Origin of the sequence: Pseudodesulfovibrio sp. JC047 (genome assembly GCF_010468615.1) — a bacterium.
Lineage (GTDB): Bacteria > Desulfobacterota > Desulfovibrionia > Desulfovibrionales > Desulfovibrionaceae > Pseudodesulfovibrio.
Genome location: NZ_WUEH01000011.1, coordinates 120407 through 141436, shown reverse-complemented (window position 1 = coordinate 141436; position 21030 = coordinate 120407). Strand labels below are relative to the sequence as shown.

Annotated in this window: 13 protein-coding genes; 11 read left to right on the top strand and 2 right to left on the bottom strand. The window is 53.8% G+C overall.

The window, feature by feature from the left end; translation table 11 throughout:
• Positions 1–6: 6 nt before the first annotated feature.
• The gene (locus tag GO013_RS09350; RefSeq protein ID WP_163810428.1) at positions 7–1428 is read left to right on the top strand and encodes a transferase; all 1422 of its coding nucleotides are present in this window, start codon (positions 7–9) and stop codon (positions 1426–1428) included.
• Positions 1429–1480: 52 nt separating this feature from the next.
• Positions 1481–3100, top strand: coding sequence for a sodium/proton antiporter NhaB (nhaB, locus tag GO013_RS09345; protein WP_203529478.1), 1620 nt, complete (start codon positions 1481–1483; stop codon positions 3098–3100).
• A 241-nt stretch (positions 3101–3341) separates the two neighbouring features.
• Here the strand turns inward: nhaB and GO013_RS09340 are convergent, their stop codons facing one another.
• Entirely contained in the window at positions 3342–3719 is a 378-nt protein-coding gene (locus GO013_RS09340) for a hypothetical protein (RefSeq protein ID WP_163810427.1), read from the bottom strand.
• A gap of 102 nt (positions 3720–3821) precedes the next feature.
• A complete protein-coding gene (locus GO013_RS09335) occupies positions 3822–4130 on the bottom strand; it encodes a Dabb family protein (protein WP_163810425.1) in 309 nt (102 codons plus the stop codon).
• Positions 4131–4402: 272 nt separating this feature from the next.
• Here GO013_RS09335 and GO013_RS09330 point away from each other — a divergent pair, with 272 nt between their 5' ends.
• The 9 genes from GO013_RS09330 to GO013_RS09290 all read left to right on the top strand — a co-directional run bounded on the left by GO013_RS09330 (position 4403) and on the right by GO013_RS09290 (position 20987).
• The gene (locus GO013_RS09330) at positions 4403–7045 is read left to right on the top strand and encodes an ABC transporter substrate binding protein (protein WP_163810423.1); all 2643 of its coding nucleotides are present in this window, start codon (positions 4403–4405) and stop codon (positions 7043–7045) included.
• A 4-nt stretch (positions 7046–7049) separates the two neighbouring features.
• Positions 7050–8492: a sigma-54 dependent transcriptional regulator gene (locus GO013_RS09325; RefSeq protein ID WP_163810421.1), complete on the top strand. Its 1443-nt coding sequence runs from the start codon at positions 7050–7052 to the stop codon at positions 8490–8492.
• A 10-nt stretch (positions 8493–8502) separates the two neighbouring features.
• Positions 8503–9069: a DNA-3-methyladenine glycosylase I gene (locus GO013_RS09320; RefSeq protein ID WP_163810419.1), complete on the top strand. Its 567-nt coding sequence runs from the start codon at positions 8503–8505 to the stop codon at positions 9067–9069.
• Positions 9070–9416: 347 nt separating this feature from the next.
• On the top strand, positions 9417–13007 hold the full coding sequence (gene nifJ / locus GO013_RS09315) for a pyruvate:ferredoxin (flavodoxin) oxidoreductase (RefSeq protein WP_163810417.1): 3591 nt from the start codon (positions 9417–9419) through the stop codon (positions 13005–13007).
• Between the two features lie 114 nt (positions 13008–13121).
• Positions 13122–14831, top strand: a complete 1710-nt coding sequence (locus tag GO013_RS09310; RefSeq protein WP_163810416.1) for an L-lactate permease — start codon at positions 13122–13124, stop codon at positions 14829–14831.
• 125 nt (positions 14832–14956) lie between these two features.
• Positions 14957–16345: an FAD-linked oxidase C-terminal domain-containing protein gene (locus tag GO013_RS09305; protein ID WP_163810414.1), complete on the top strand. Its 1389-nt coding sequence runs from the start codon at positions 14957–14959 to the stop codon at positions 16343–16345.
• A gap of 10 nt (positions 16346–16355) precedes the next feature.
• Positions 16356–17636, top strand: a complete 1281-nt coding sequence (locus GO013_RS09300) for a (Fe-S)-binding protein (protein ID WP_163810412.1) — start codon at positions 16356–16358, stop codon at positions 17634–17636.
• Positions 17637–17669: 33 nt separating this feature from the next.
• Positions 17670–19784: a phosphate acetyltransferase gene (pta, locus tag GO013_RS09295; protein WP_163810410.1), complete on the top strand. Its 2115-nt coding sequence runs from the start codon at positions 17670–17672 to the stop codon at positions 19782–19784.
• Entirely contained in the window at positions 19785–20987 is a 1203-nt protein-coding gene (locus tag GO013_RS09290; RefSeq protein WP_163810408.1) for an acetate kinase, read from the top strand.
• Positions 20988–21030: the final 43 nt, after the last annotated feature.

Genomic DNA, 21030 nt, shown 5'->3' with positions numbered 1-21030 from the left:
AAAATCATGGAAAAGCTTGAAGCTCTCTTTGGCCATATCGCGTCTCGAGTCAACGTCAATTTAAAACCCATGGGTGTTGACGTCCGTCCTTTGCTCAACAACTCCATTCCTCGGGAAAGACATCTCCTGTATTACGCATTTTACGCGTTAACCGAAGACCATCCAATCAGTTTCAGATTCACCAATTCCAACCTTTCCGGCTCATATTTTTTGGGCAAAACCCAGGTTGATCGTTCCGTCCTGTACAAATCTGACATTCGCGGCGACGAACTCAAACAAAAAGGGGATGTGGTTGAATTCAATGGTGTCAAAACCAAACTCTTCTACGATGAAGTCATCCGCATCACCAATTCATTCCTCGTCAAGACACTGGTCCACAACCAGTCTAAAAACCCCGAAATTCCAGAAGTATTCCGTATTTTAAACACCGTCGCCATGCACTATGCCAACATCCACGGCACCACCACGGAAGGCGTCTACCTCGGTCCATTCTCAACCGTCGACCTCTCTGTCATGCACAATTGTGTTGTCGGCGATTTTGCCTATGTTCAGGCTGGCGATTTGTCCCGTGTCACCATCGAGCCAGGCCGAGTCTGGGTCAAAGCCGGAGACCTGTTCGAATTCAACTACGTCTTCCCCAAAGGCGTGGTCGAGAAATATGTCAAACTGGACGACAATGGAAAACTCTCTGGCAAATTCATTGAATACGTCGAAGACTTCAAGGAAGACTTTGTCCCCATCTACTCCACAGCAAGCCCGGAAACGGACGTGCCCATCCCGGAATCCGCCTATGTCAGTCCCTATGCGGTGATCAAAGGGAATTGCGAAATCGGAGAAAATGCCCTCATCGTCCAACGCGCACATATCGAAAATTCAACCATTGGCGCAGGGACAAACGCACAAGAAAACTGCTACATTAAGGATTCTGTCTGTGAAGGCAACAATGTTACCGCGCACGGTGGCAAGGTAATTCACACCCACAATGGGAAAAATGTCTTTGTGGGATTCAACTCATTTGTTCACGGCACTGAATCCTGTCCGATCACCATCGGCCGCGATTCCATCGTCATGCCCCATACGATTATCGACGCCGAAGAACCCATCGAGATCCCGGAAAACTCGGCGGTTTGGGGCTACATAACCAGGCAAGCTGATCTGGCAACGCAATGCGTGAGTCTGGCTGATCTGGCAAAAACAACGGAAATGGCCTTGGGCAACGCCACCTTCAAAGGAGATGGCATGGCTTTTGTAAAGGCTTTCAAGCACCGCATAGATCACATCCGTGAAGAAAACGGTGCGTATTACAATGGCGCGGATAAAACCCGAGGCCATGCGCAAAAAACGCAGGATGCGTGTTTCAATATCCTCCAGCCCTTCCAATCTGGGCCGGAGGCTGGCATGTATCCTACAATGACAATCGGCGACTAGACTGTCTGGACATTCGCCACGGTATTCACATCGATTTGAGGAGAAATCATCAATGTCTCAATCCCTGACCCATGCCTTTGGCAGAAACTTCCTCGGCAATTCGCCGAAATGGTACAAACTTGCCATCCTGGCCTTCCTTGTACTCAACCCCATTCTCGTTTACACGGTCGGTCCCTTTGTGGCTGGCTGGGTTCTCATCGCGGAATTCATCTTCACGCTGGCCATGGCACTCAAATGTTATCCGCTTCCCGCTGGTGGTTTGCTGGCCATGCAAGCGGTCTTTCTCGGACTAACAAATCCGGAAACCGTGTACCAAGAAGCACTGAACAACTTCGAAGTCATTCTGCTGCTAATCTTCATGGTCGCAGGCATTTACTTCATGAAGGATTTCCTTCAATTCACCTTTACCCGCATCCTGACCAAGGTCCGCTCCAAAATCATCATCTCATTGCTGTTCTGTTTTGCCGGCGCGTTCCTGTCCGCATTTCTGGATGCCCTCACCGTGACCGCGGTCATCATTGCCGTGGCCTATGGATTCTATAATGTCTACCATCGATACGCATCCGGCAAAGACATGTCCTGCTCTCACGATCTCTGCTCGGATGATCCGGTCAAAGACGCTGCCCGCCAGGATCTTCAGGATTTCCGCGCTTTTTTGCGCAACCTGATGATGCACGGCGCAGTGGGAACCGCCCTCGGCGGTGTCTGCACCATCGTTGGTGAACCGCAAAACCTGCTTATCGGCTCAGAAATGGGCTGGCACTTTATTCCGTTCTTCCTCAAGGTGGCTCCGGTTTCCATGCCAGTTCTCGCAACAGGTCTCCTGACATGTATGCTTGTCGAAAAATTCCATATATTTGGCTATGGCGCGCAAATGCCGGGCAATATCCGTTCGCACCTGCTCGAAACGGCAATCAAGATGGAAGAAAAACGAGGTATGCGAGGCAAGGCCAAACTCATTGTCCAGGCCCTGATCGGCCTCTGGTTGATCTGCGCATTGGCCATGCATTTGGCCGCCGTCGGTATCATCGGCCTGTCTGTCATCGTCTTGTTGACCTGCTTCAACGGATTCACTGATGAACACCAGCTCGGACCGGCATTTGAAGAGGCCCTGCCCTTCACCGCTCTGCTCGTGGTCTTCTTCTCCATTGTCGGTGTCATCCACGATCAGCACCTGTTCGCTCCGGTCATGGATGTCGTCCTGTCCATGCACGGTCAAGCGCAGTTGGCTGCCTATTACATTGCCAACGGTATCCTTTCCATGATCTCGGACAACGTCTTTGTGGCGACAGTCTACATCTCGGAAACCAAGATGCACTTCACCCAATTGCTTGGCACATTCCCAGGGGTTCAGGACAGCGTTGCCCTCATGGAACGGCTGACCGACGGACATCTGGACCGCGCGCAGACCATTTCGACACTGCCCGCCGCCATTCAGGGACAAGTCACTGACATGATGAACCACTTCGACAAGCTGGCTGTGGCCATCAACACCGGAACCAACATCCCGTCCGTGGCAACACCCAACGGACAGGCCGCGTTCCTGTTCCTCCTGACCTCGGCCCTGGCCCCGGTCATCAGACTCTCCTATGGCCGCATGGTCGTTCTGGCTCTGCCGTATACCATCACCATGTCGATCATGGGTCTCGTCGCCACCTACTATTTCATGTAGATTTGGCGCACTAAATGCAACTAAAAGGGCGTACACATTGAATGTGTACGCCCCTTTTTTCATTGGACTGACATCAAAAAAAGTCTGGAAAATCAACCAAAAAAAGGGTCAAAAAAAGCGCACCAAGCAGGACTTGGCACGCTGTATTGAAGACAAAAACATCGCTTGCCACAGGCGTTTTGACGATACAACCGTCACACCTGTCGCGACGCTCTGGTCGCATACCTGTCACAATCGTCCTTTATGCGTCTTTTACCTTGGGAGATTCCGTCACATGATCCTTACACAACCAGATCAATGACTGAGTGTGCACATCAAGATGCGGGTGAACACCAACATTGGTTCCGCACACTGCACACGTATGCTCGGCTTCCCATTCGCACTGCGGATAGCACTCCATGTTGTTCAGCATTTGATTGAACCGACTGATGATCGGAAACATGGGATGATTGGCATGACGCCGCCGATCCTTGCTGTTCAACTTGCCGTTGTCGTTCACCTTGACGGTAATCATCCGAGACCGCTTGATAGTCCCTTCCTTCTTGTTCATGACAATCTTGGTCGGCTCTTCCCAACGACAAATAATCCGTTTTCGTTCCTGATCAAAACGCATTGACATGGTATCCTCCCTCGCACGACGTTCATTCCTTTCCCTGTCGCGTCAATTTGGATGCACACCGCCCAACTTCATCCGTCAACAAACCCGATTCAATCGAAAGTGTTATCCCTCAAAAACACAATCAAGTACCTTGCGCCCGGCTGCCACCTTTTTCACGAAAGCGACACACTGTTGATGCTCAGGATGCCCCTGATATAAATCCAGGGTATCGATGTCATCATGGTCGGAACACAAGACAAGATGACACTCAGGATCAGCAGCAAGAATATCATAGCTGACGCTCAACGAACGCAATCCCTCGATACGCCCATTCAGGGCTTCCAACATTTTTTTCAGCTTGATCGCATTTTCCCGGGCAGTCGCCCCTTCAGCTTCCTCTTTCAACGTCCACATGACAATATGCCGAATCATTGCATTCACCTTACACCTTATTCAATAATTACAAATAAATACAAAATACGTTGAAAAAAGAACATTCCGACACGTATCAAATAATATGTCTTTTTTGGTATTTTGTCACCCTGTGTCCACGAAAAAACAGCAAGAAAGGCCTTCTTTCACCAGCAATTGACGGCACCGCGATCATGTTTCAAACTTGACATTGTCAGCCAAAGGCCCATCCTTTGCATAGGTTTGAGAAAGCCCAACCAAGATTGCATGAAAAGTGCCATAGCCGAGGATATATGAACAAATTGAAATGGATTGTATACTGTCTCAGCGTTATTTTTCTACTGCCCACGCTGGCTGCCGCCGAAAAACCCAAAAAATCCGTTTTGTATCTGAATTCATACCACCACGGGTATGGCTGGTCTGACTCGATTCTCGAAGGCGCACGGTCCGTATTGGACACAAGTCAGTACAAAATAGATCTTCAGATAGAGTACATGGATGCCAAACGATACAACTACGAAGATGTCACTGCGCTTTTCGTCCGGCTCTACAAAGAGAAATTCGCCACCAAACAATTTGACGTGGTGATGGTCTCCGACAACGATGCGTTCACCTTTGTCGTCCAACACAGAGAAGAACTGTTCCCCGGTGTTCCCATTGTATTCAGTGGGGTCAATGACTATGAGGCAAAGGGACTCCAGCAAGACAACATGACCGGCGTTGTTGAACTTTTCGACATGAAAAAAACGCTGGAAGTGGCCCTGAAACTCCACCCTGAAAAAAAACACATGATCGTTGTCACGGACTCATCCACCACAGGCACGGCCATCAAACATCAAGTTCAAGCCATTGTCCCACAATTCAAAGAACGGTTAACCGTTGATTATTGGATTGATATTTCCATGCAGGCTGTCATGGATCGAGTGACCACGCTCCCGGACGATACCTTCCTGTTTGCCATTCCCTATTATCAAATCATCGATGGCCGTTTTTCAACAGCGCAAGAAGTTGTTGAATCCATCTCCAAACATTCCAGCGTGCCCATCTATACTTGCTGGGGATTTCTTATCGGTCACGGGACAGTCGGTGGACATATGATTTCCGGTTTCCTTCATGGGAAAACCGCCGCTGAACTCGCTCTCAAGGTGCTGGACGGGACACCGGCAGAAGACATTCCCATCTATGACAAACCCATTGGCGAATATATCTTCGACTACACGGTCATGGAACGGCTCGGCATCGATCAGAAGCTGTTGCCCACGGGAAGCCTGATCGTCAACACACCCAAGGCCTTTTACGAACTCCCAAAAGAGCTTTTCTGGACCATTATTATCAGCTTTGCCCTGCTGCTTCTGGTGCTTGTTTTCCTGATCTATGGAATGATCGAACGACGCAAAGTCGAACGCAAGGTCAAGGATCAACTGGCTTTTCAGCAAACACTCATGGATACCGTGCCACAACTGGTTTCCTGGAAAAGCATCAATGGACGATACTTGGGAAGCAATCGTGCCTTTGCCGATTTTTTTGGAATCAAAGAAGAAGACAGCGTCGTCAACAAGACGTCCCGGGATGTGCTGCGAGACGTCAGTTACGCCGATTGGGCGGTCAAAGCGGACATGGCGGTTGCACAAAATCGACAGGCATTCCGCAAAGTTCGAAAAAAGCTGTTGGATGCGAACGGGGAACAGGCCTGGATTGAAATAAACAAGGTTCCGATTAATGACCGATCGGGCCAAATTGTGGGTATTCTCAGCACAGCGGAAAATATCACCAAAGAACGCAATTTGGAAAAGCAGCTGTTGCAATCCCAAAAAATGGAAGCCATCGGCACCCTTGCCGGAGGCATTGCCCATGATTTCAATAATATTCTGACATCGATCATCAATTCGACAGAACTGGCGGTCAGCGATATTGACCCGGACAGCGTGACAGGCAAAGATCTCAAACGCGTTCTCAAGGCAGCCCGACGGGGTGGCCGCGTGGTCAAACAGATTCTGGCATTCAGCCGTCCGTCCAAAGAAGGATTCCGTTCGACGGATGTAGGTGTGGTCATCACTGAAGTCCTCGGATTAATGGAATCATCCATGCCGCGAAACATTGAGGTAAAAACACACATCGCCCCGGCTCCAGCACATGTCCATGCCGACCCCACCCAGATTCACCAGGTGGCGATGAACCTCTGTACCAATGCATTCCACGCCTTGCGGGAAACAGGAGGCGTCATCCGGGTCTCTCTGGATCACGCTTCGTTAAAGGCAGATGACACAGACGTGCTTGGCATCTCCCCCGGCGACTATGTCCGACTGGTTGTGGAGGACAATGGACCTGGTATTCCACCGGATATACTTGATAAAATATTCGATCCTTTTTTCTCGACCAAAGACAAGACTGAAGGCACAGGACTCGGCTTGGCCGTTGTCCACGGCATCATCCGAAGTCACAATGGAGGCGTACAGGTCACGCCTCGACAGGGAGGTGGAACCGTCTTTTCCATCTATTTGCCACAATCCGAAAAGCCCAGTTCGCACAATGGGAGAAACGCCAACGGCAAAACATCGACAAACGCCCGCATCCTCTTTGTCGAAGACGATCAGGACCAGTTGCATACGACGCCCCGTTTGCTCGAGACCATGGGGTATGAAACCATTGCCATGGATGATCCCGTCAAAGCCATGAACCGGGTGGCTGAAGACATGACCCCCTTTGATCTGATCATCACAGACTACGACATGCCTGAAGTCAGCGGCACCCAACTCGCTGCACGACTTGCACTCATTGACCCGACCCTTCCCATCATTTTGGTGTCCGGGCGGGAAGATGCCGCAACAGCCGCTGTGGACTTGCCGAATATTCGTCGGGTGGTTATCAAACCGTATGACAAGAAAGACCTGTCCCACGCCATCAACGCTGTCCTGACACAACCAGAAGGAGAATAAGACCGTGGCCCGGATCCTGATCATCGACGACGACTTCGAAATATGTGAGACCATGGAAAGTCTGATAACCAGGCTCACTCATGAATGTGCTTCGGCCCACACCATTGACGAAGGGTTACGACTGGCAAAAAAACATGAATTCGATGTCATTTTCCTGGACGTCCGCCTTCCGGACGGCAATGGATTGGATATTCTTCCGGACATCATGGAGCTCCCGTCTCCGCCTGAGGTCATCATCCTGACTGGCAAAGGGGACCCGGATGGCGCGGAACTGGCGATCAAGGGTGGAGCCTGGGACTATTTGCTGAAACCTTCAAGTATTCGTGAAATATCCCTGACCCTTGGCCGGGCCTTGAAATATCATGACAAGAAAAGCGATGCCAACGGCATGGGATCGCTCGACCTCACGGGCGTGGTTGGAGAAAGCCCAAGTATCAAGGTGAGCTTCAACCTACTTTCACAGGCGGCACGATCCGACAGCAACGTCCTGATAACTGGCCAAACCGGAACAGGTAAGGAACTATTCGCCGCGACAATCCATGAAAATTCCAAACGAAAATCTGGCAATTTCGTGGTTGTTGATTGCGCAGCTCTCACCGAATCATTGCTCGAATCGACCCTCTATGGCCATCGCAAAGGAGCCTTCACCGGAGCACAAAAAGACCGTATGGGCCTGATAAAACTTGCAGACGGCGGCACCTTATTTCTCGATGAAGTCGGTGAAATGCCCCTGTCCATGCAAAAGGCCTTTTTACGGGTCCTTCAGGAACGGACCTTCCGGCCTGTGGGCGACACCCGGGAACAGGTCAGTAATTTTCGACTGGTCGCGGCAACCAACCGAAATCTCGAAGACATGGTGGACAAAGGAGAATTCCGTTCAGACCTCCTCTATCGTCTCAAGACCATCCACATTCATCTTCCGCCCCTCATGGGACGTCCCGAAGATATTCGGGCACTGAGCATTTTTCGAGTCCGGCAACTCTGCAAACAATATGAAATGGAATCCAAGACACTTGGATCAGATTTCTACCCCGCTCTTGCCAGTTATGATTGGCCCGGCAACGTCCGTGAACTCTTCAACACCCTTGAACGTGCCGTGGTCGCATCCAGAAATGAAAAGACGTTGTACGCCATGCATCTCCCTCGAGAATTCCGGATCAAGTTGGCCAAGGCCCAGATCGAACGCATGACCGGCACCGAAAGCATTTCCGACACACAGGACTCTTTGATCGAAGAACCAGTCCGAAAAATCGGACAAGACATATTCGAAGACATTTTCGACCAGGAACTCCCCACGCTCAGGGACTTCAAAAGCATGGCGGAAAAAACATATCTCGGCGAACTTATTCGACAATGTGACGGAGACTTGCCACAAATACTCACTGTTTCCAAACTCTCCCGCTCCCACTTCTACAGCCTGCTCAAAAAATACGGCCTCTCACTCTAAGGAAACACGTATGGCCCAATTCCAATCCTATTGCGCGGCATGTGCAACCCGTGATCTCAACGACGTTGACCGGGTCTATCACGACACGCAATACGGCTTCCCAATTGATGATGACAACGAACTGTTTGGTCGGCTCATTTTGGAAATAAACCAGGCCGGATTGAGTTGGCGCACGATCCTCAACAAGCAGGAAAACTTCAAGAAAGCCTATGATAACTATGTGATAGAAACGGTTGCGGCCTATGGTGACACCGACCGAAATCGTCTACTCAACGATGCAGGGATTATCCGCAACCGCCTGAAAATCAATGCGGCCATCCACAATGCACAGGCCATCCTGCGACTCCGTGAACAAGAAGGATCATTCAAAAATTGGTTGGATGCACACCACCCGCTTTCTCATGAAGCGTGGGTCAAACTGTTCAAACGTCATTTCAAATTCGTGGGCGGTGAAATCGTCAAGGAATTTCTCATGAGCTGTGGGTACTTGAAAGGCGCACATGTCGAATCTTGTCCCATCCATGCGAAAATCATGAAAAAAGATCCGGCATGGACACACACTGAAAAATCGGAATAACCTTCCCCCCCACCGCGTCCGAAAAATCGTCAAAAGGCGAGTCTGAAAAATCAGACTCGCCTTTTTGCTTCCATACACACATTTATCATGTTCACCCCTCGGTATTCCTCTATTTTATCAAAAAACCCGTTCCTTCACTCCCCTCCTCTTCGTCCTGTTTTTCAGACTTCGAACACCCTCATCGGTCGCACCTCAGACGGTATGAATATATAACTACCTGTTTTATTTGGGATACAAACCAAAATTATCATATTGGCACGGATGTTGAGTAATGAAATGACTAAACAGCATCCGCTTTGAGTGGATTCACACAATCCAAAAGTCTGTATCAAGAGGAGAAAAACTCTATGTCCACGATGAAAACAATGGATGGCAACACCGCCGCCGCCTGGGTGGCCTACGCAATGAGCGAAACTGCCGCCATTTATCCCATCACGCCATCGTCCACCATGGGCGAAATCGCCGATGAATGGGCTGCGCAGGGTCGTAAAAACATTTTCGGACAGACCGTCGAAGTCCGTCAGCTTCAATCCGAAGCCGGTGCCGCCGGTGCTGCTCACGGTTCTCTGGCCGGAGGTGCGCTGACCACGACCTTCACCGCTTCGCAGGGCCTGCTGCTGATGATCCCCAACATGTACAAAATCGCCGGAGAATTACTTCCCAGCGTTTTCCATGTCTCCGCACGCGCCATCGCTGCCCACGCTCTTTCAATTTTCGGAGACCATCAGGACGTCATGGCCTGCCGCCAGACCGGATTCGCCATGCTGGCCGCCGCGAGTGTCCAGGAAGTCATGGACCTCTCGCTGGTCGCCCACCTGGCCACCATCGAATCATCTGTCCCGTTCGTCTCTTTCTTCGACGGTTTCCGTACCTCTCATGAAATTCAGAAAATCGAAGTCATCGACTACGACGACATGAAGCCGTTGTTGAACATGGACAAGGTGGCTGAATTCCGTGCCCGCTCCATGAATCCGGAACACCCGGATGTTCGTGGAACCGCGCAGAACCCGGATATCTACTTCCAGGGCCGTGAAGCATCCAACTCCTATTATGATGCCATCCCGGAAATCGTGGAAGAATACATGAACAAGGTGTCCGCCCTGACTGGCCGAGACTACAAGCCGTTCGATTATGTCGGTGCCCCCGATGCCGAACGCGTCGTCATCGCCATGGGTTCGTCCTGCGAAACCATCGAAGAAGTGGTCAACCATCTGGTGGCCGATGGCGAAAAAGTCGGTCTCATCAAGGTCCGCCTTTACCGCCCCTTCTCCGCCAAGCATTTCCTGACGGTATTACCCGAAACCACAAAAGTCCTCTCCGTGCTGGATCGGACCAAGGAACCCGGCGCATTGGGCGACCCCCTGTACCAGGATATCTGCACCGTGTTGCTGGAAAAAGGCGAGGGTCCGCTGGTCACCGCTGGCCGCTACGGTCTCGGTTCCAAGGAATTCACCCCGGCCATGGTCAAAGCCATTTTCGAAAACCTGACGGAGTCCACCCCCAAGGCCCGCTACACCGTGGGCATTGATGACGACGTCACCCATGACTCCCTTGTCACGACCGAGGCTCTGGATACCACCCCAAAAGGCACCGTCCAGTGCAAATTCTGGGGCCTCGGTTCTGACGGAACCGTCGGAGCCAACAAGCAGGCAATCAAGATTATCGGTGACAACACCGACATGTACGCACAGGGATACTTTGCCTACGACTCCAAGAAGTCCGGCGGCATCACCATTTCCCATCTGCGTTTCGGCCACGCGCCCATCCAGTCCACCTATCTGGTCACCGCTGCCGACTATATTGCCTGCCACAACCCGAGCTATGTCCACCTCTATGACGTGTTGGACGGCATCAAGGACGGCGGAACCTTCGTCCTGAACTGTGCCTGGACCGCCGACGACATGGACCGGGAACTGCCCGCAGCCATGCGCCGCACCATTGCGCAGAAAAACCTGAAATTCTACACGGTGGATGCCGTCAAGATCGCCGGAGAAGTCGGCCTTGGCGGACGCATCAACATGATCATGCAAACCGCCTTCTTCAAGCTCGCCGATGTCATCGACTTCGACGAAGCCGTGAAGCTGCTCAAGGACGGCATCAAAACCGCCTACGGCAAAAAGGGCGACAAAATCGTCAATATGAACAACGCAGCTGTGGACAACGCCATCAACGCCATTGTTGAAGTGCCGGTGCCCGCTGTCTGGACTGACCTGGCCGACGATGCCGCCACTGACGTTGACGAACCCGAATACGTGAAAAACGTCATGCGCCCCGTGCTTGCCCAGAAAGGTGACGACCTTCCGGTCTCCGCCTTCTCTGTTGACGGCACCATGCCGCTGTCCACCGCCAAATACGAAAAACGCGGCGTGGCCATCAATGTGCCCGAATGGATCGCCGACAACTGCATCCAGTGCAACCAGTGTGCGTTCGTCTGTCCACACTCTGCCCTGCGCCCGGTTGTTGTTGATGATACCGAAATGCACAACGCTCCGGCCAGCTTCCAGACCATCGATGCCAAGGGCAAAGATGTGAAGGGAATGCAATACCGCTTGCAGGTCGCTGCTCAGGACTGTCTGGGATGCGGCAACTGCGCCGACATCTGCCCGGCCAAGGACAAGGCCCTGGTCATGAAGCCCACCGCGACCCAGCTCGACGAGCAGGTCCCGAACTGGGACTTCGCCGAACAGGTCTCGTTCAAGGATGCCTTCAAGCGTGACACCGTCAAGGGTAGCCAGTTCCGTCAGTCCCTGATGGAATTCTCCGGAGCCTGTGCCGGTTGCGGTGAAACTCCGTATGTCAAGGTGCTGACCCAGCTCTTCGGCGAACGGATGATTATCGCCAACGCCACTGGATGTTCATCCATCTGGGGAGCGTCCGCGCCTTCAACCCCATACTGCACCAATGCCGAAGGCCACGGCCCGGCATGGGGCAACTCCCTGTTCGAAGACGCTGCCGAATTCGGTTTCGGCATAGAAATGGGTGTCAACAACCGCCGCGAGACATTGGTCGCCAAATGTGAAGCCGCAGTGAAGACCGCATCCGGTGACGCGCAGGCCGCCATCACGGCATGGCTCGAAGCCAAAGATGACGCTGCAGCTTCTGCCGAAGCCGGTGACGCACTCAAGGCCGCACTCAATGGCACCACTGATGAAACACTGCAATCCATTGCCGCTGACGCAGACCTGTTCACCAAGAAATCCGTCTGGATCTTCGGTGGTGACGGCTGGGCCTACGACATCGGTTTTGGTGGTGTTGATCACGTGCTCGCCTCCGGCAAGGATGTGAACATCCTGGTCATGGATACCGAAGTGTATTCCAACACCGGCGGTCAGTCCTCCAAGGCAACGCCGCTCGGCTCCATCGCCAAGTTCGCCGCCGCAGGTAAGGGCACCGGCAAAAAGGACCTCGGCCGCATGGCAATGACATACGGTTATGTCTATGTCGCCTCCGTGGCCATGGGGGCGGACAAGCAGCAGATGATGAAGGCCTTCCGCGAGGCAGAAGCCTACAACGGACCGTCCCTGATCATCTGTTACGCCCCGTGCATCAACCAGGGCATCAAGAAGGGCATGGGCAAGACCCAGTACGAACAGAAGCTGGCCGTTGATTCCGGATACTGGCCGCTCTATCGCTACAATCCCGAACTGGTCGCTCAACACAAGAACCCGTTCACCCTGGAGTCCAAGGCTCCTGACGGCTCCTTGCAGGAATTCCTGTCCGGAGAAAACCGGTACGCCATGCTGGAACGATTCCACCCGGAACTGTCCAAGGCATTCCGTGCCCAGATCGAAAAAGACTATGCCGACAGATACGCCATTCTGACCCATCTGGCCGAGGCTGATTTCAGCCCGATCCAGGAGGAAGAAGATGCAGTGTGTGACGCCGGCATTTCCGCCGAAAGCCCGGGGTCTGGAGAACCCTGTGACGACGGCAGATAACCACTAGATGTTCATGCGGGGCGGACCTGTTGCGGAGGTTTTTACCTACTCCGCCCCGCATCTCTTTTTCAACACAGTGAGAAAACGTTTCTCACGCCTTAGGAGGAATTCATAATGTCATTGGAAGTGCTTGCATTAATCGCACTGCTGCCTATCCTGGTCGCACTGGTTCTCATGGTCGGCCTGCGTTGGCCTGCTACCAAAGCCATGCCCCTGGCATGGCTCACCGCAGCCGCTGGCGCAGTCGCCGTCTGGGGGCTCCCCATGAAGTATGTAGCAGCCCTGACCCTTCAGGGATTTGTGACGGCCATCGGTATTCTCATCATCGTTTTCGGTGCCATTCTCATTCTTCGGACACTCCAACAATCCGGTGGTATGGAAACCATTCAGTACGGGATGCAGAACATCTCGCCTGATCGTCGTATCCAGGCCATTATCATCGGCTACATGTTTGCAGCCTTCCTCGAAGGGGCAGCCGGGTTCGGAACCCCCGCTGCACTGGCCGCTCCGCTGTTGCTTTCCCTGGGCTTCCCGCCCTTGGCCGCAGCCATTGTCTGTCTGGTCTTCAACTCATTTCCCGTCACCTTTGGCGCGGTTGGAACCCCGGTCATTCTCGGATTGAAATATCTGGCTCCCGGCGTTGCCGACGCCGTGTCTTCCGGTGCCCCCGGCGTGAACTTCGCCACTCAGGGCGACTTCATCGCTCTTGTCGGACAGTGGGCAACCCTGATGCACCTTGGCATGATCTTCATCCTGCCCGTGTTCATGCTCGGTTTCATCACCCGGTACTTCGGTCCTGAACGCAGTTGGAAACCCGGCCTGGCCGCATGGAAATTCTGCATGTTCGCCGCAATTTCCTTCACCGTGCCATATCTGTTCTTCGCGTGGAATGTCGGTCCCGAATTCCCCTCCCTCATCGGTGGTCTTGTCGGTCTCGGCATCATCATTGCCGGTGCCAAGGCAGGTTTCTGCGTCCCCAAATCTTCCTGGGACTTCGGCCCCTCCGACAAATGGGACCCGGAATGGACCGGTTCCGTGTCCGGTGGTTCAACGGAATTCAAGCCGCACATGAGCCAATTCAAGGCATGGTTGCCCTACATTCTGATCGGTGCGATCCTCGTGGTCACCCGTATTCCTGAACTCGGTCTCAAGGGTATCCTCGCTGCCCAGGCCATTAAATTCTCTGCAATTCTCGGCTATGAAAGCGTCAATGCGTCCATCGCCTACCTCTATCTGCCTGGTTCCATTCCCTTCACACTGGTCGCTCTGCTGACTGTCTGGATTCACGGAATGCCCGGCACCAAGGTCAAGGCCGCTTGGACACAGGCTATTGCCACCATGAAGAATCCCACCATCGCCCTGTTCGCAGCGGTCGCACTGGTGTCCATCTTCCGTGGCTCCGGCATCGCCGATGCCGCCCTGAACCCGAACAACTACCCCTCCATGCCCTTGGCCATGGCCGAAGCTGTCGCCAACATCACCGGCAACGCCTGGCCGATGTTCGCCTCCTTCGTGGGTGGTCTGGGCGCATTCATCACTGGGTCAAACACCGTCTCCGACTTGCTGTTTGCCGAATTCCAGTGGGGAGTCGCAACACAGCTTGACCTGCCTCGTCAGATCATCGTCGCCGCACAGGCTGTCGGTGGCGGCATGGGCAACATGGTCTGCATCCACAACATCGTTGCAGTCTGCGCGGTTGTCGGCCTGTCCGGCATGGAAGGACAGATCCTGAAACGCACCGTTTGGCCCTTCCTGTTGTACGGAGCGGTTGTCGGTATCGTCGCCACATTGATGAGCTTCGTCTTCCTGCCGAACCTCTTCTAAAAGGATTAAGGACTTGGGAGGTGGGGACGGTCCCCACCTCCCAGACTCTCTTCACACAAGCATAAACAGCATCCTGACAAGCCCGCATACAGCACGGGCATACAAATACATTTGAGGAGTCGATCATGACCAAAGAGACTATTGTCAAAGAATTTGAAGCCATAGCCGGCGCAGAAAATGTTATGACCAGCGAGACCGACCGTCACGCCTATTCCTACGACGCAGCCGTGCTTGACTCTGTCATGCCCGCCCTGGTCGTTCGCCCGAGAACCAGCGAAGCCCTCGGCGCGGTCACCAAGCTCTGCAATGACAACGGACTGCCCCTGACCGTTCGCGGTGCCGGAACCAATCTTTCCGGCGGAACCATTCCCCACCCCGGTGGTGTTGTGGTCCTGACCAACGGTCTGAATCGCATCCTCGAAATCAATGAAGAAGACATGTACGCCGTAGTCGAACCGGGTGTTGTTACCGCACAATTCGCTGCGGAAGTCGCCAAACGCGGCTTGTTCTATCCCCCGGATCCGGGGAGCCAGACCGTCTCCACTCTGGGTGGCAACGTCGCTGAAAACGCCGGAGGCCTGCGCGGTCTCAAATACGGTGTGACCAAAGACTATGTCATGGGTGTGGACTTCTGGGACGTCAATGGTGAAATGGTCAAATCCGGTTCCCGCACCGTCAAATGCGTCACCGGCTACAACCTCGCCGGTCTGATGGTCGCTTCCGAAGGCACCTTGGGCGTCTTTGACAAACTCATTCTCAAACTCGTGCCCCCGGCACAGGCTGCCAAATCCATGATGGCGATCTTCCCCTCCATGAAAGCCGCATCTGAAACGGTTGCCGCCATCATCGCCAATAAGATTGTTCCGGCCACGCTGGAAATGATGGATAACTTCACGATTCGTACCGTAGAGAACTTCCGTGGCGCCGGTCTCCCGATTGATGCGGCCGCCCTGCTGCTCATCGAAGTGGATGGCCATCCCGCTCAGGTAGAAGATGAAGCCGCCATGGTCGAAAAGATCTGCAAAGCCAACGGGGCCACTGAATTGAAAATCGCCAAGGACGCCGCCGAACGTGACGCTGTCTGGCAGGCCCGCCGCGACGCATTGCCCGCACTGGCCAAGCTCAAGCCCACCTGTGTGCTTGAAGATGCGACTGTGCCCCGCTCCAAAATTCCTGCCATGATCGAGGCTCTGGACGAAATTTCCAAGAAACTCGACCTGACCATCGGAACCTTTGGTCACGCCGGTGACGGGAATCTGCACCCCACCATCCTGACCGACAAACGGGACAAGACGGAATGGAAACGCGTAGAAAAGGGCATTGACATGATCTTTGACAAGGCCCTCGCCATGGGTGGCACCTTGTCCGGCGAACACGGTATCGGACTGGCGAAATCCAAATATTTGGAACAGGAAACGTCTCGCGCTACCCTGGAATACGCCCGTCGCATGAAGTCCGTCCTTGACCCCAAGGGCATCCTCAATCCCGACAAAATCGTCGGCCCGCGATCCTAAGGGGGAAATCATGGCTGATATCAATAAACTCGCACAAATGTTCAAGGAGCTGGATGACCAGCTTGTCAACTGCATGAAATGCGGCATGTGCCAGGCAGTCTGTCCGGTCTTTGCCGAAAGCGGACGCGAAACAGACGTCACCCGCGGCAAGCTCGCCCTGCTGGAAGGACTTGCCAACGAGATGCTCGAAGACCCGGAAGGCGTCAACGAAAAGCTCAACCGCTGTCTGTTGTGCGGCACCTGCCAAGCCAATTGTCCGTCCGGTGTGTCTGTCATGGACATCTTCCTGAAGGCCCGTGCCATCATGACAGGCTACTTCGGTCTGTCGCCGATCAAACGGACCATCTTCCGAGGTATGCTCAAAAATCCCAAGCTCTTCAACACACTGACGGGCATGGGGGCAAAATTCCAGGGTGTGTTCACCAAAAAAGTGGACGATATGCTCGGCTCCAGCTGTGCCCGGTTCAATGCGCCGGTAATCCGTGACCGCCATTTCAACACCCTGGCAACCAAGCCCCTGCACAAGATCGTGCCGGAGCTGGACACCCCGGCCGGAAAATCCGGCATCAAGGTGGCCTTTTACGTCGGCTGTGTCATCGACAAGATCTACCCTCAGGTAGGTGAGGCCATTCTCAAGGTGCTCAAACACCATGGCGTTGGCGTCTTCATGCCTTCAGGCCAGGCGTGCTGTGGTATTCCGGCCCTGTCGAGCGGCGACACCGACACCTTTGACACCCTGATCGGAATCAACATGGATCGACTCCGTTCCGGTGAATTCGATTATCTCGTCACCGGATGTGCGACGTGTACCGCCACGATCAAGGAATTGTGGCCCCGCATGTATGGTGGGGATGCCGCCCTGAAATACGACCTTGAACAGTTGGAAAAGAAGACTCTGGACATCAGCCAATTCCTGGTTGATATTCTCAAGATAGAATCCAAGGAAATCAAAGGAGGCCGAGGCGTTACCTACCACGACCCGTGCCACCTGAAAAACTCCCTCGGCGTGACAGCGCAGCCCCGGACCCTGGTCAAGGCTGCGGGATGCGACTTCACGGAAATGGCGGAAGCTGGCACCTGCTGCGGATGTGGCGGCAGCTTCAATATCGCGCATTACGACATGTCCAAGAAGATCGGAAGCCGTAAAGCGGACAACATCATGGCCTCGGGCGTCCAAACCGCTGCCACCAGTTGTCCCGCCTGTATGCTTCAGATCACAGATATGCTGTCCCAGAAGAACGCAAAGATGGACGTCAAACACGTCATCGAGTTGTACGCCGAGAGCCTTTAATAACCAACGGATAGGTAAACAAGGAACCCAACCATGTCCAAAAGCTTGTATGTGAGCGCGACGGAAGAACGAAGTGGCAAATCCGCCGTCATCCTCGGCGTCATGCAGATGCTCCTCAGAGAACTGCACAACGTCGCCATTTTCCGCCCTATCATCAATGACCCGGGTGAGGGAAACAAGGATCACGACATTGAACTGATGATCGATCATTTCAAATTGTCCATTCCGTATAGCGACACCTACGCGTATACTCTCAAGCAGGCGCGTGAGCTGATAAATTCCGGTCAGCACGCGCTTGTGCTTGAGAACATCCTGAAACGGTACAAGACGCTGGAAAAGAAGTACGATTTCGTGCTTTGCGAAGGCACCGATTTCAAGGGCAAGGACCCGGCATTCGAGTTCGACCTCAATGCCGATATCGCCGCCACCATCGGTTCTCCCATGCTCGTCATTTCGTCTGGCCGTGACAAGACCCCGGTCGAAGTCGTCAATATCACGCAATCCACGCTGGACACCTTGTCCGAAAAAGGCGTTGATTTCGTGGCCTGTGTGGTCAACCGCGCCCCCGAGGGCATGACGGACGACATCTGCGGAACCATTCAGTGCGACCGTAACGGCGAACACATGCCGCTCTATGTCATCCCGGAAAACGAAGCCCTTGGCAAACCAAGCATCGGAGACGTCAAACGGTGGCTGGATGCGGACATCCTGTACGGGCACAGCGGGATGCAAACTCTGGTGGACAACTATGTCATCGCCGCCATGCAGATCGGTAACTTTCTGGAATATATCAAACCCGGCAGCCTGATTATCACCCCCGGTGACCGCTCGGACATCATCCTGTCCAGCCTGGCATCCCGTCTGTCCAGTTCCTATCCCGACATCGCGGGTATTGTCCTGACCGGCGGACTGGATCTGTCCAACAGTGTCCACAAACTCATTGAAGGATGGACCGGCGTTCCGGTTCCCATGCTTTCGGTCAAGGGACATACCTACCAGAATGTGCAGGAACTAAATCGGTTGTATGGCCGTATCCAGGCCGACGATCATCAACGGATCGCCACGGCCCTCGGTAATTTTGCCCAACATGTGAATGTGACAGAACTCCGCGACAATCTGGTTGAAAAACGGTCGACTCGTGTGTCGCCAAAAATGTTCGAATATTCCCTGTTCGACAAGGCATCCCGCAACAAACAGCGGATCGTGTTGCCCGAAGGGTCCGGTGAACGGATTCTGCGCGCCGCCGACATTTTGCTGCGCCGAGGCGTTGCCGAAATCATTTTGCTCGGCCGCGAAGACGAAATTCGCGACAAGGCCTCCAAATTCGGCGTGGACATCTCCGACGCACAGATCATTAACCCAGCTGAATCCGAATTGCTCGATTCCTTTGCCGAAGAATATCTCGAACTCCGCAAGCACAAAGGAGTTCTCGCCGAAGTGGCCTGGGACCGCATGGCCGATCCCACCTATTTCGGCACCATGATGGTCCACAAGGGATTCGCTGACGGCATGGTCTCCGGTTCCGTGACCACCACGGCCCAGACCATCCGTCCGGCCTTTGAATTCGTGAAGACAAAACCGGGCAGCTCCATTGTCTCTTCAGTCTTCCTTATGTGTCTCAAAGACCGTGTGCTGGTCTACGGTGACTGCGCCGTGAACCCCAACCCTGACGCTCGCCAGTTGGCTGAAATCGCCATCAGTGCGGCTGGAACCGCCAAGATCTTCGGGATTGATCCCAAGGTCGCGATGCTCAGTTACTCCACTGGTTCTTCCGGAAAAGGCGAAGATGTGGAAAAGGTCACCGAGGCCACCCGCATCGCCAAGACCCTCACCGAAGGACGCGGTCTCGATTTCCCCATTGAAGGGCCACTCCAATTTGACGCGGCTGTTGACCCCAAAGTCGCCAAGGTCAAAATGCCCGACTCCGATGTCGCAGGGCAGGCCACCGTGTTTGTATTCCCGGACCTCAATACCGGCAACAACACGTACAAGGCTGTCCAGCGTGCCGCCAATGCCGTGGCCATCGGCCCAATTCTGCAAGGACTGAACAAGCCGGTCAACGACCTGTCCCGCGGGTGCACCGTGCCGGACGTCGTGAACACCGTCGCCATTACCGCAATCCAGGCGCAAGCCGAAAAAGGTGAATAAATGAAAGTACTCGTCATCAATTCAGGCAGCTCATCCATCAAGTATCAGCTGCTCGACATGAATACCGAATCCGTGCTCTGCACCGGACTCGTCGAACGAATTGGAGAAGAAGAGGGCCGCCTTGTGCACAAGGTGGCCCCCGACACCGAGGCCTCCAAGAAGATCACGTTGGAACAGCCCATCGCCGACCACGAAGCCGGCATGGTGCTCGCCATTGATCTCATTTGCGGCCCCAATGGGGTCGTCAAGGACAAAAGCGAAATCGCGGCTATCGGTCACCGGATCGTTCACGGCGGGGAAAACCTGCATGAACCGACGCTGATTGACGACGCCGTGGTCGAAGAGCTGGAAAAGATCATTCCACTGGCCCCGCTCCATAATCCGGGCCATCTGGCCGGAATCCGTGTGGCCCGACACCTCTTTGCCGACGTACCGCAGGTCGTGGTCATGGATACCGCCTACCACCAGACCCTGCCGCCCAAGGCATACATGTATGCCCTGCCGCACGAACTGTATGATGAACTCCGCATTCGTCGCTACGGATTCCACGGCACCTCACACGGCTATGTCGCCAAGGAAGCAGCCCGGCTCATGCACCGACCTTTCGAGACCTTCAACTGCATCACTGTCCACCTCGGCAACGGCTGTTCCATGACCGCCACCGCGAACGGCAAGGCGGTTGACACATCCATGGGCATCACGCCGTTGGAAGGACTTGTCATGGGCACCCGATCCGGCGATGTGGACCCCGCGCTTCACGCCTTGCTGGCCCGAACCCGAAACATGACGTCCGAAGACGTGGATCAGATGCTCAACAAGGAATCCGGTCTCAAGGGACTGTGCGGCATGAACGACATGCGTGACATCCACGCAGCCATTGAAATGGGGGACAAAAAGGCCGAACTCGCCCTGGATGTCCAGACCTACCGGAACCGAAAATACATCGGGAGCTACATGGCCGTTCTTGGTCGTGTCGACGCCATCATCTTCACTGCTGGAATCGGTGAAAACGATTATATCGTCCGCCGCAACACCCTTCAAGGACTCGATTGTTTCGGTATCAAGATCGATAAGATGGTCAATGCTCAACGAGCATCCGAACCGTTAAAAATCAGCACGGACGACAGTGCGATCGAAGTCTGGGTCATCCCCACGAACGAAGAACTTGCTATCGCGCGTCAAACAAAGGAATTTGTCAATTAATCATTAAAGGCCCGTTGCGGGAGCCATTGGCTCTGGGTCAAAC

Excerpts from the sequence above, each read along its gene's own strand:
- nifJ (WP_163810417.1), top strand. The coding sequence starts at position 9,417 with ATGTCCACGATGAAAACAATGGATGGCAACACCGCCGCCGCCTGGGTG.
- GO013_RS09335 (WP_163810425.1), bottom strand. The coding sequence starts at position 4,130 with ATGATTCGGCATATTGTCATGTGGACGTTGAAAGAGGAAGCTGAAGGG.
- GO013_RS09310 (WP_163810416.1), top strand. The coding sequence starts at position 13,122 with ATGTCATTGGAAGTGCTTGCATTAATCGCACTGCTGCCTATCCTGGTC.
- GO013_RS09330 (WP_163810423.1), top strand. The coding sequence starts at position 4,403 with ATGAACAAATTGAAATGGATTGTATACTGTCTCAGCGTTATTTTTCTA.
- GO013_RS09350 (WP_163810428.1), top strand. The coding sequence starts at position 7 with ATGGAAAAGCTTGAAGCTCTCTTTGGCCATATCGCGTCTCGAGTCAAC.
- GO013_RS09290 (WP_163810408.1), top strand. The coding sequence starts at position 19,785 with ATGAAAGTACTCGTCATCAATTCAGGCAGCTCATCCATCAAGTATCAG.
- GO013_RS09300 (WP_163810412.1), top strand. The coding sequence starts at position 16,356 with ATGGCTGATATCAATAAACTCGCACAAATGTTCAAGGAGCTGGATGAC.
- GO013_RS09305 (WP_163810414.1), top strand. The coding sequence starts at position 14,957 with ATGACCAAAGAGACTATTGTCAAAGAATTTGAAGCCATAGCCGGCGCA.
- nhaB (WP_203529478.1), top strand. The coding sequence starts at position 1,481 with ATGTCTCAATCCCTGACCCATGCCTTTGGCAGAAACTTCCTCGGCAAT.
- pta (WP_163810410.1), top strand. The coding sequence starts at position 17,670 with ATGTCCAAAAGCTTGTATGTGAGCGCGACGGAAGAACGAAGTGGCAAA.
- GO013_RS09340 (WP_163810427.1), bottom strand. The coding sequence starts at position 3,719 with ATGTCAATGCGTTTTGATCAGGAACGAAAACGGATTATTTGTCGTTGG.
- GO013_RS09320 (WP_163810419.1), top strand. The coding sequence starts at position 8,503 with ATGGCCCAATTCCAATCCTATTGCGCGGCATGTGCAACCCGTGATCTC.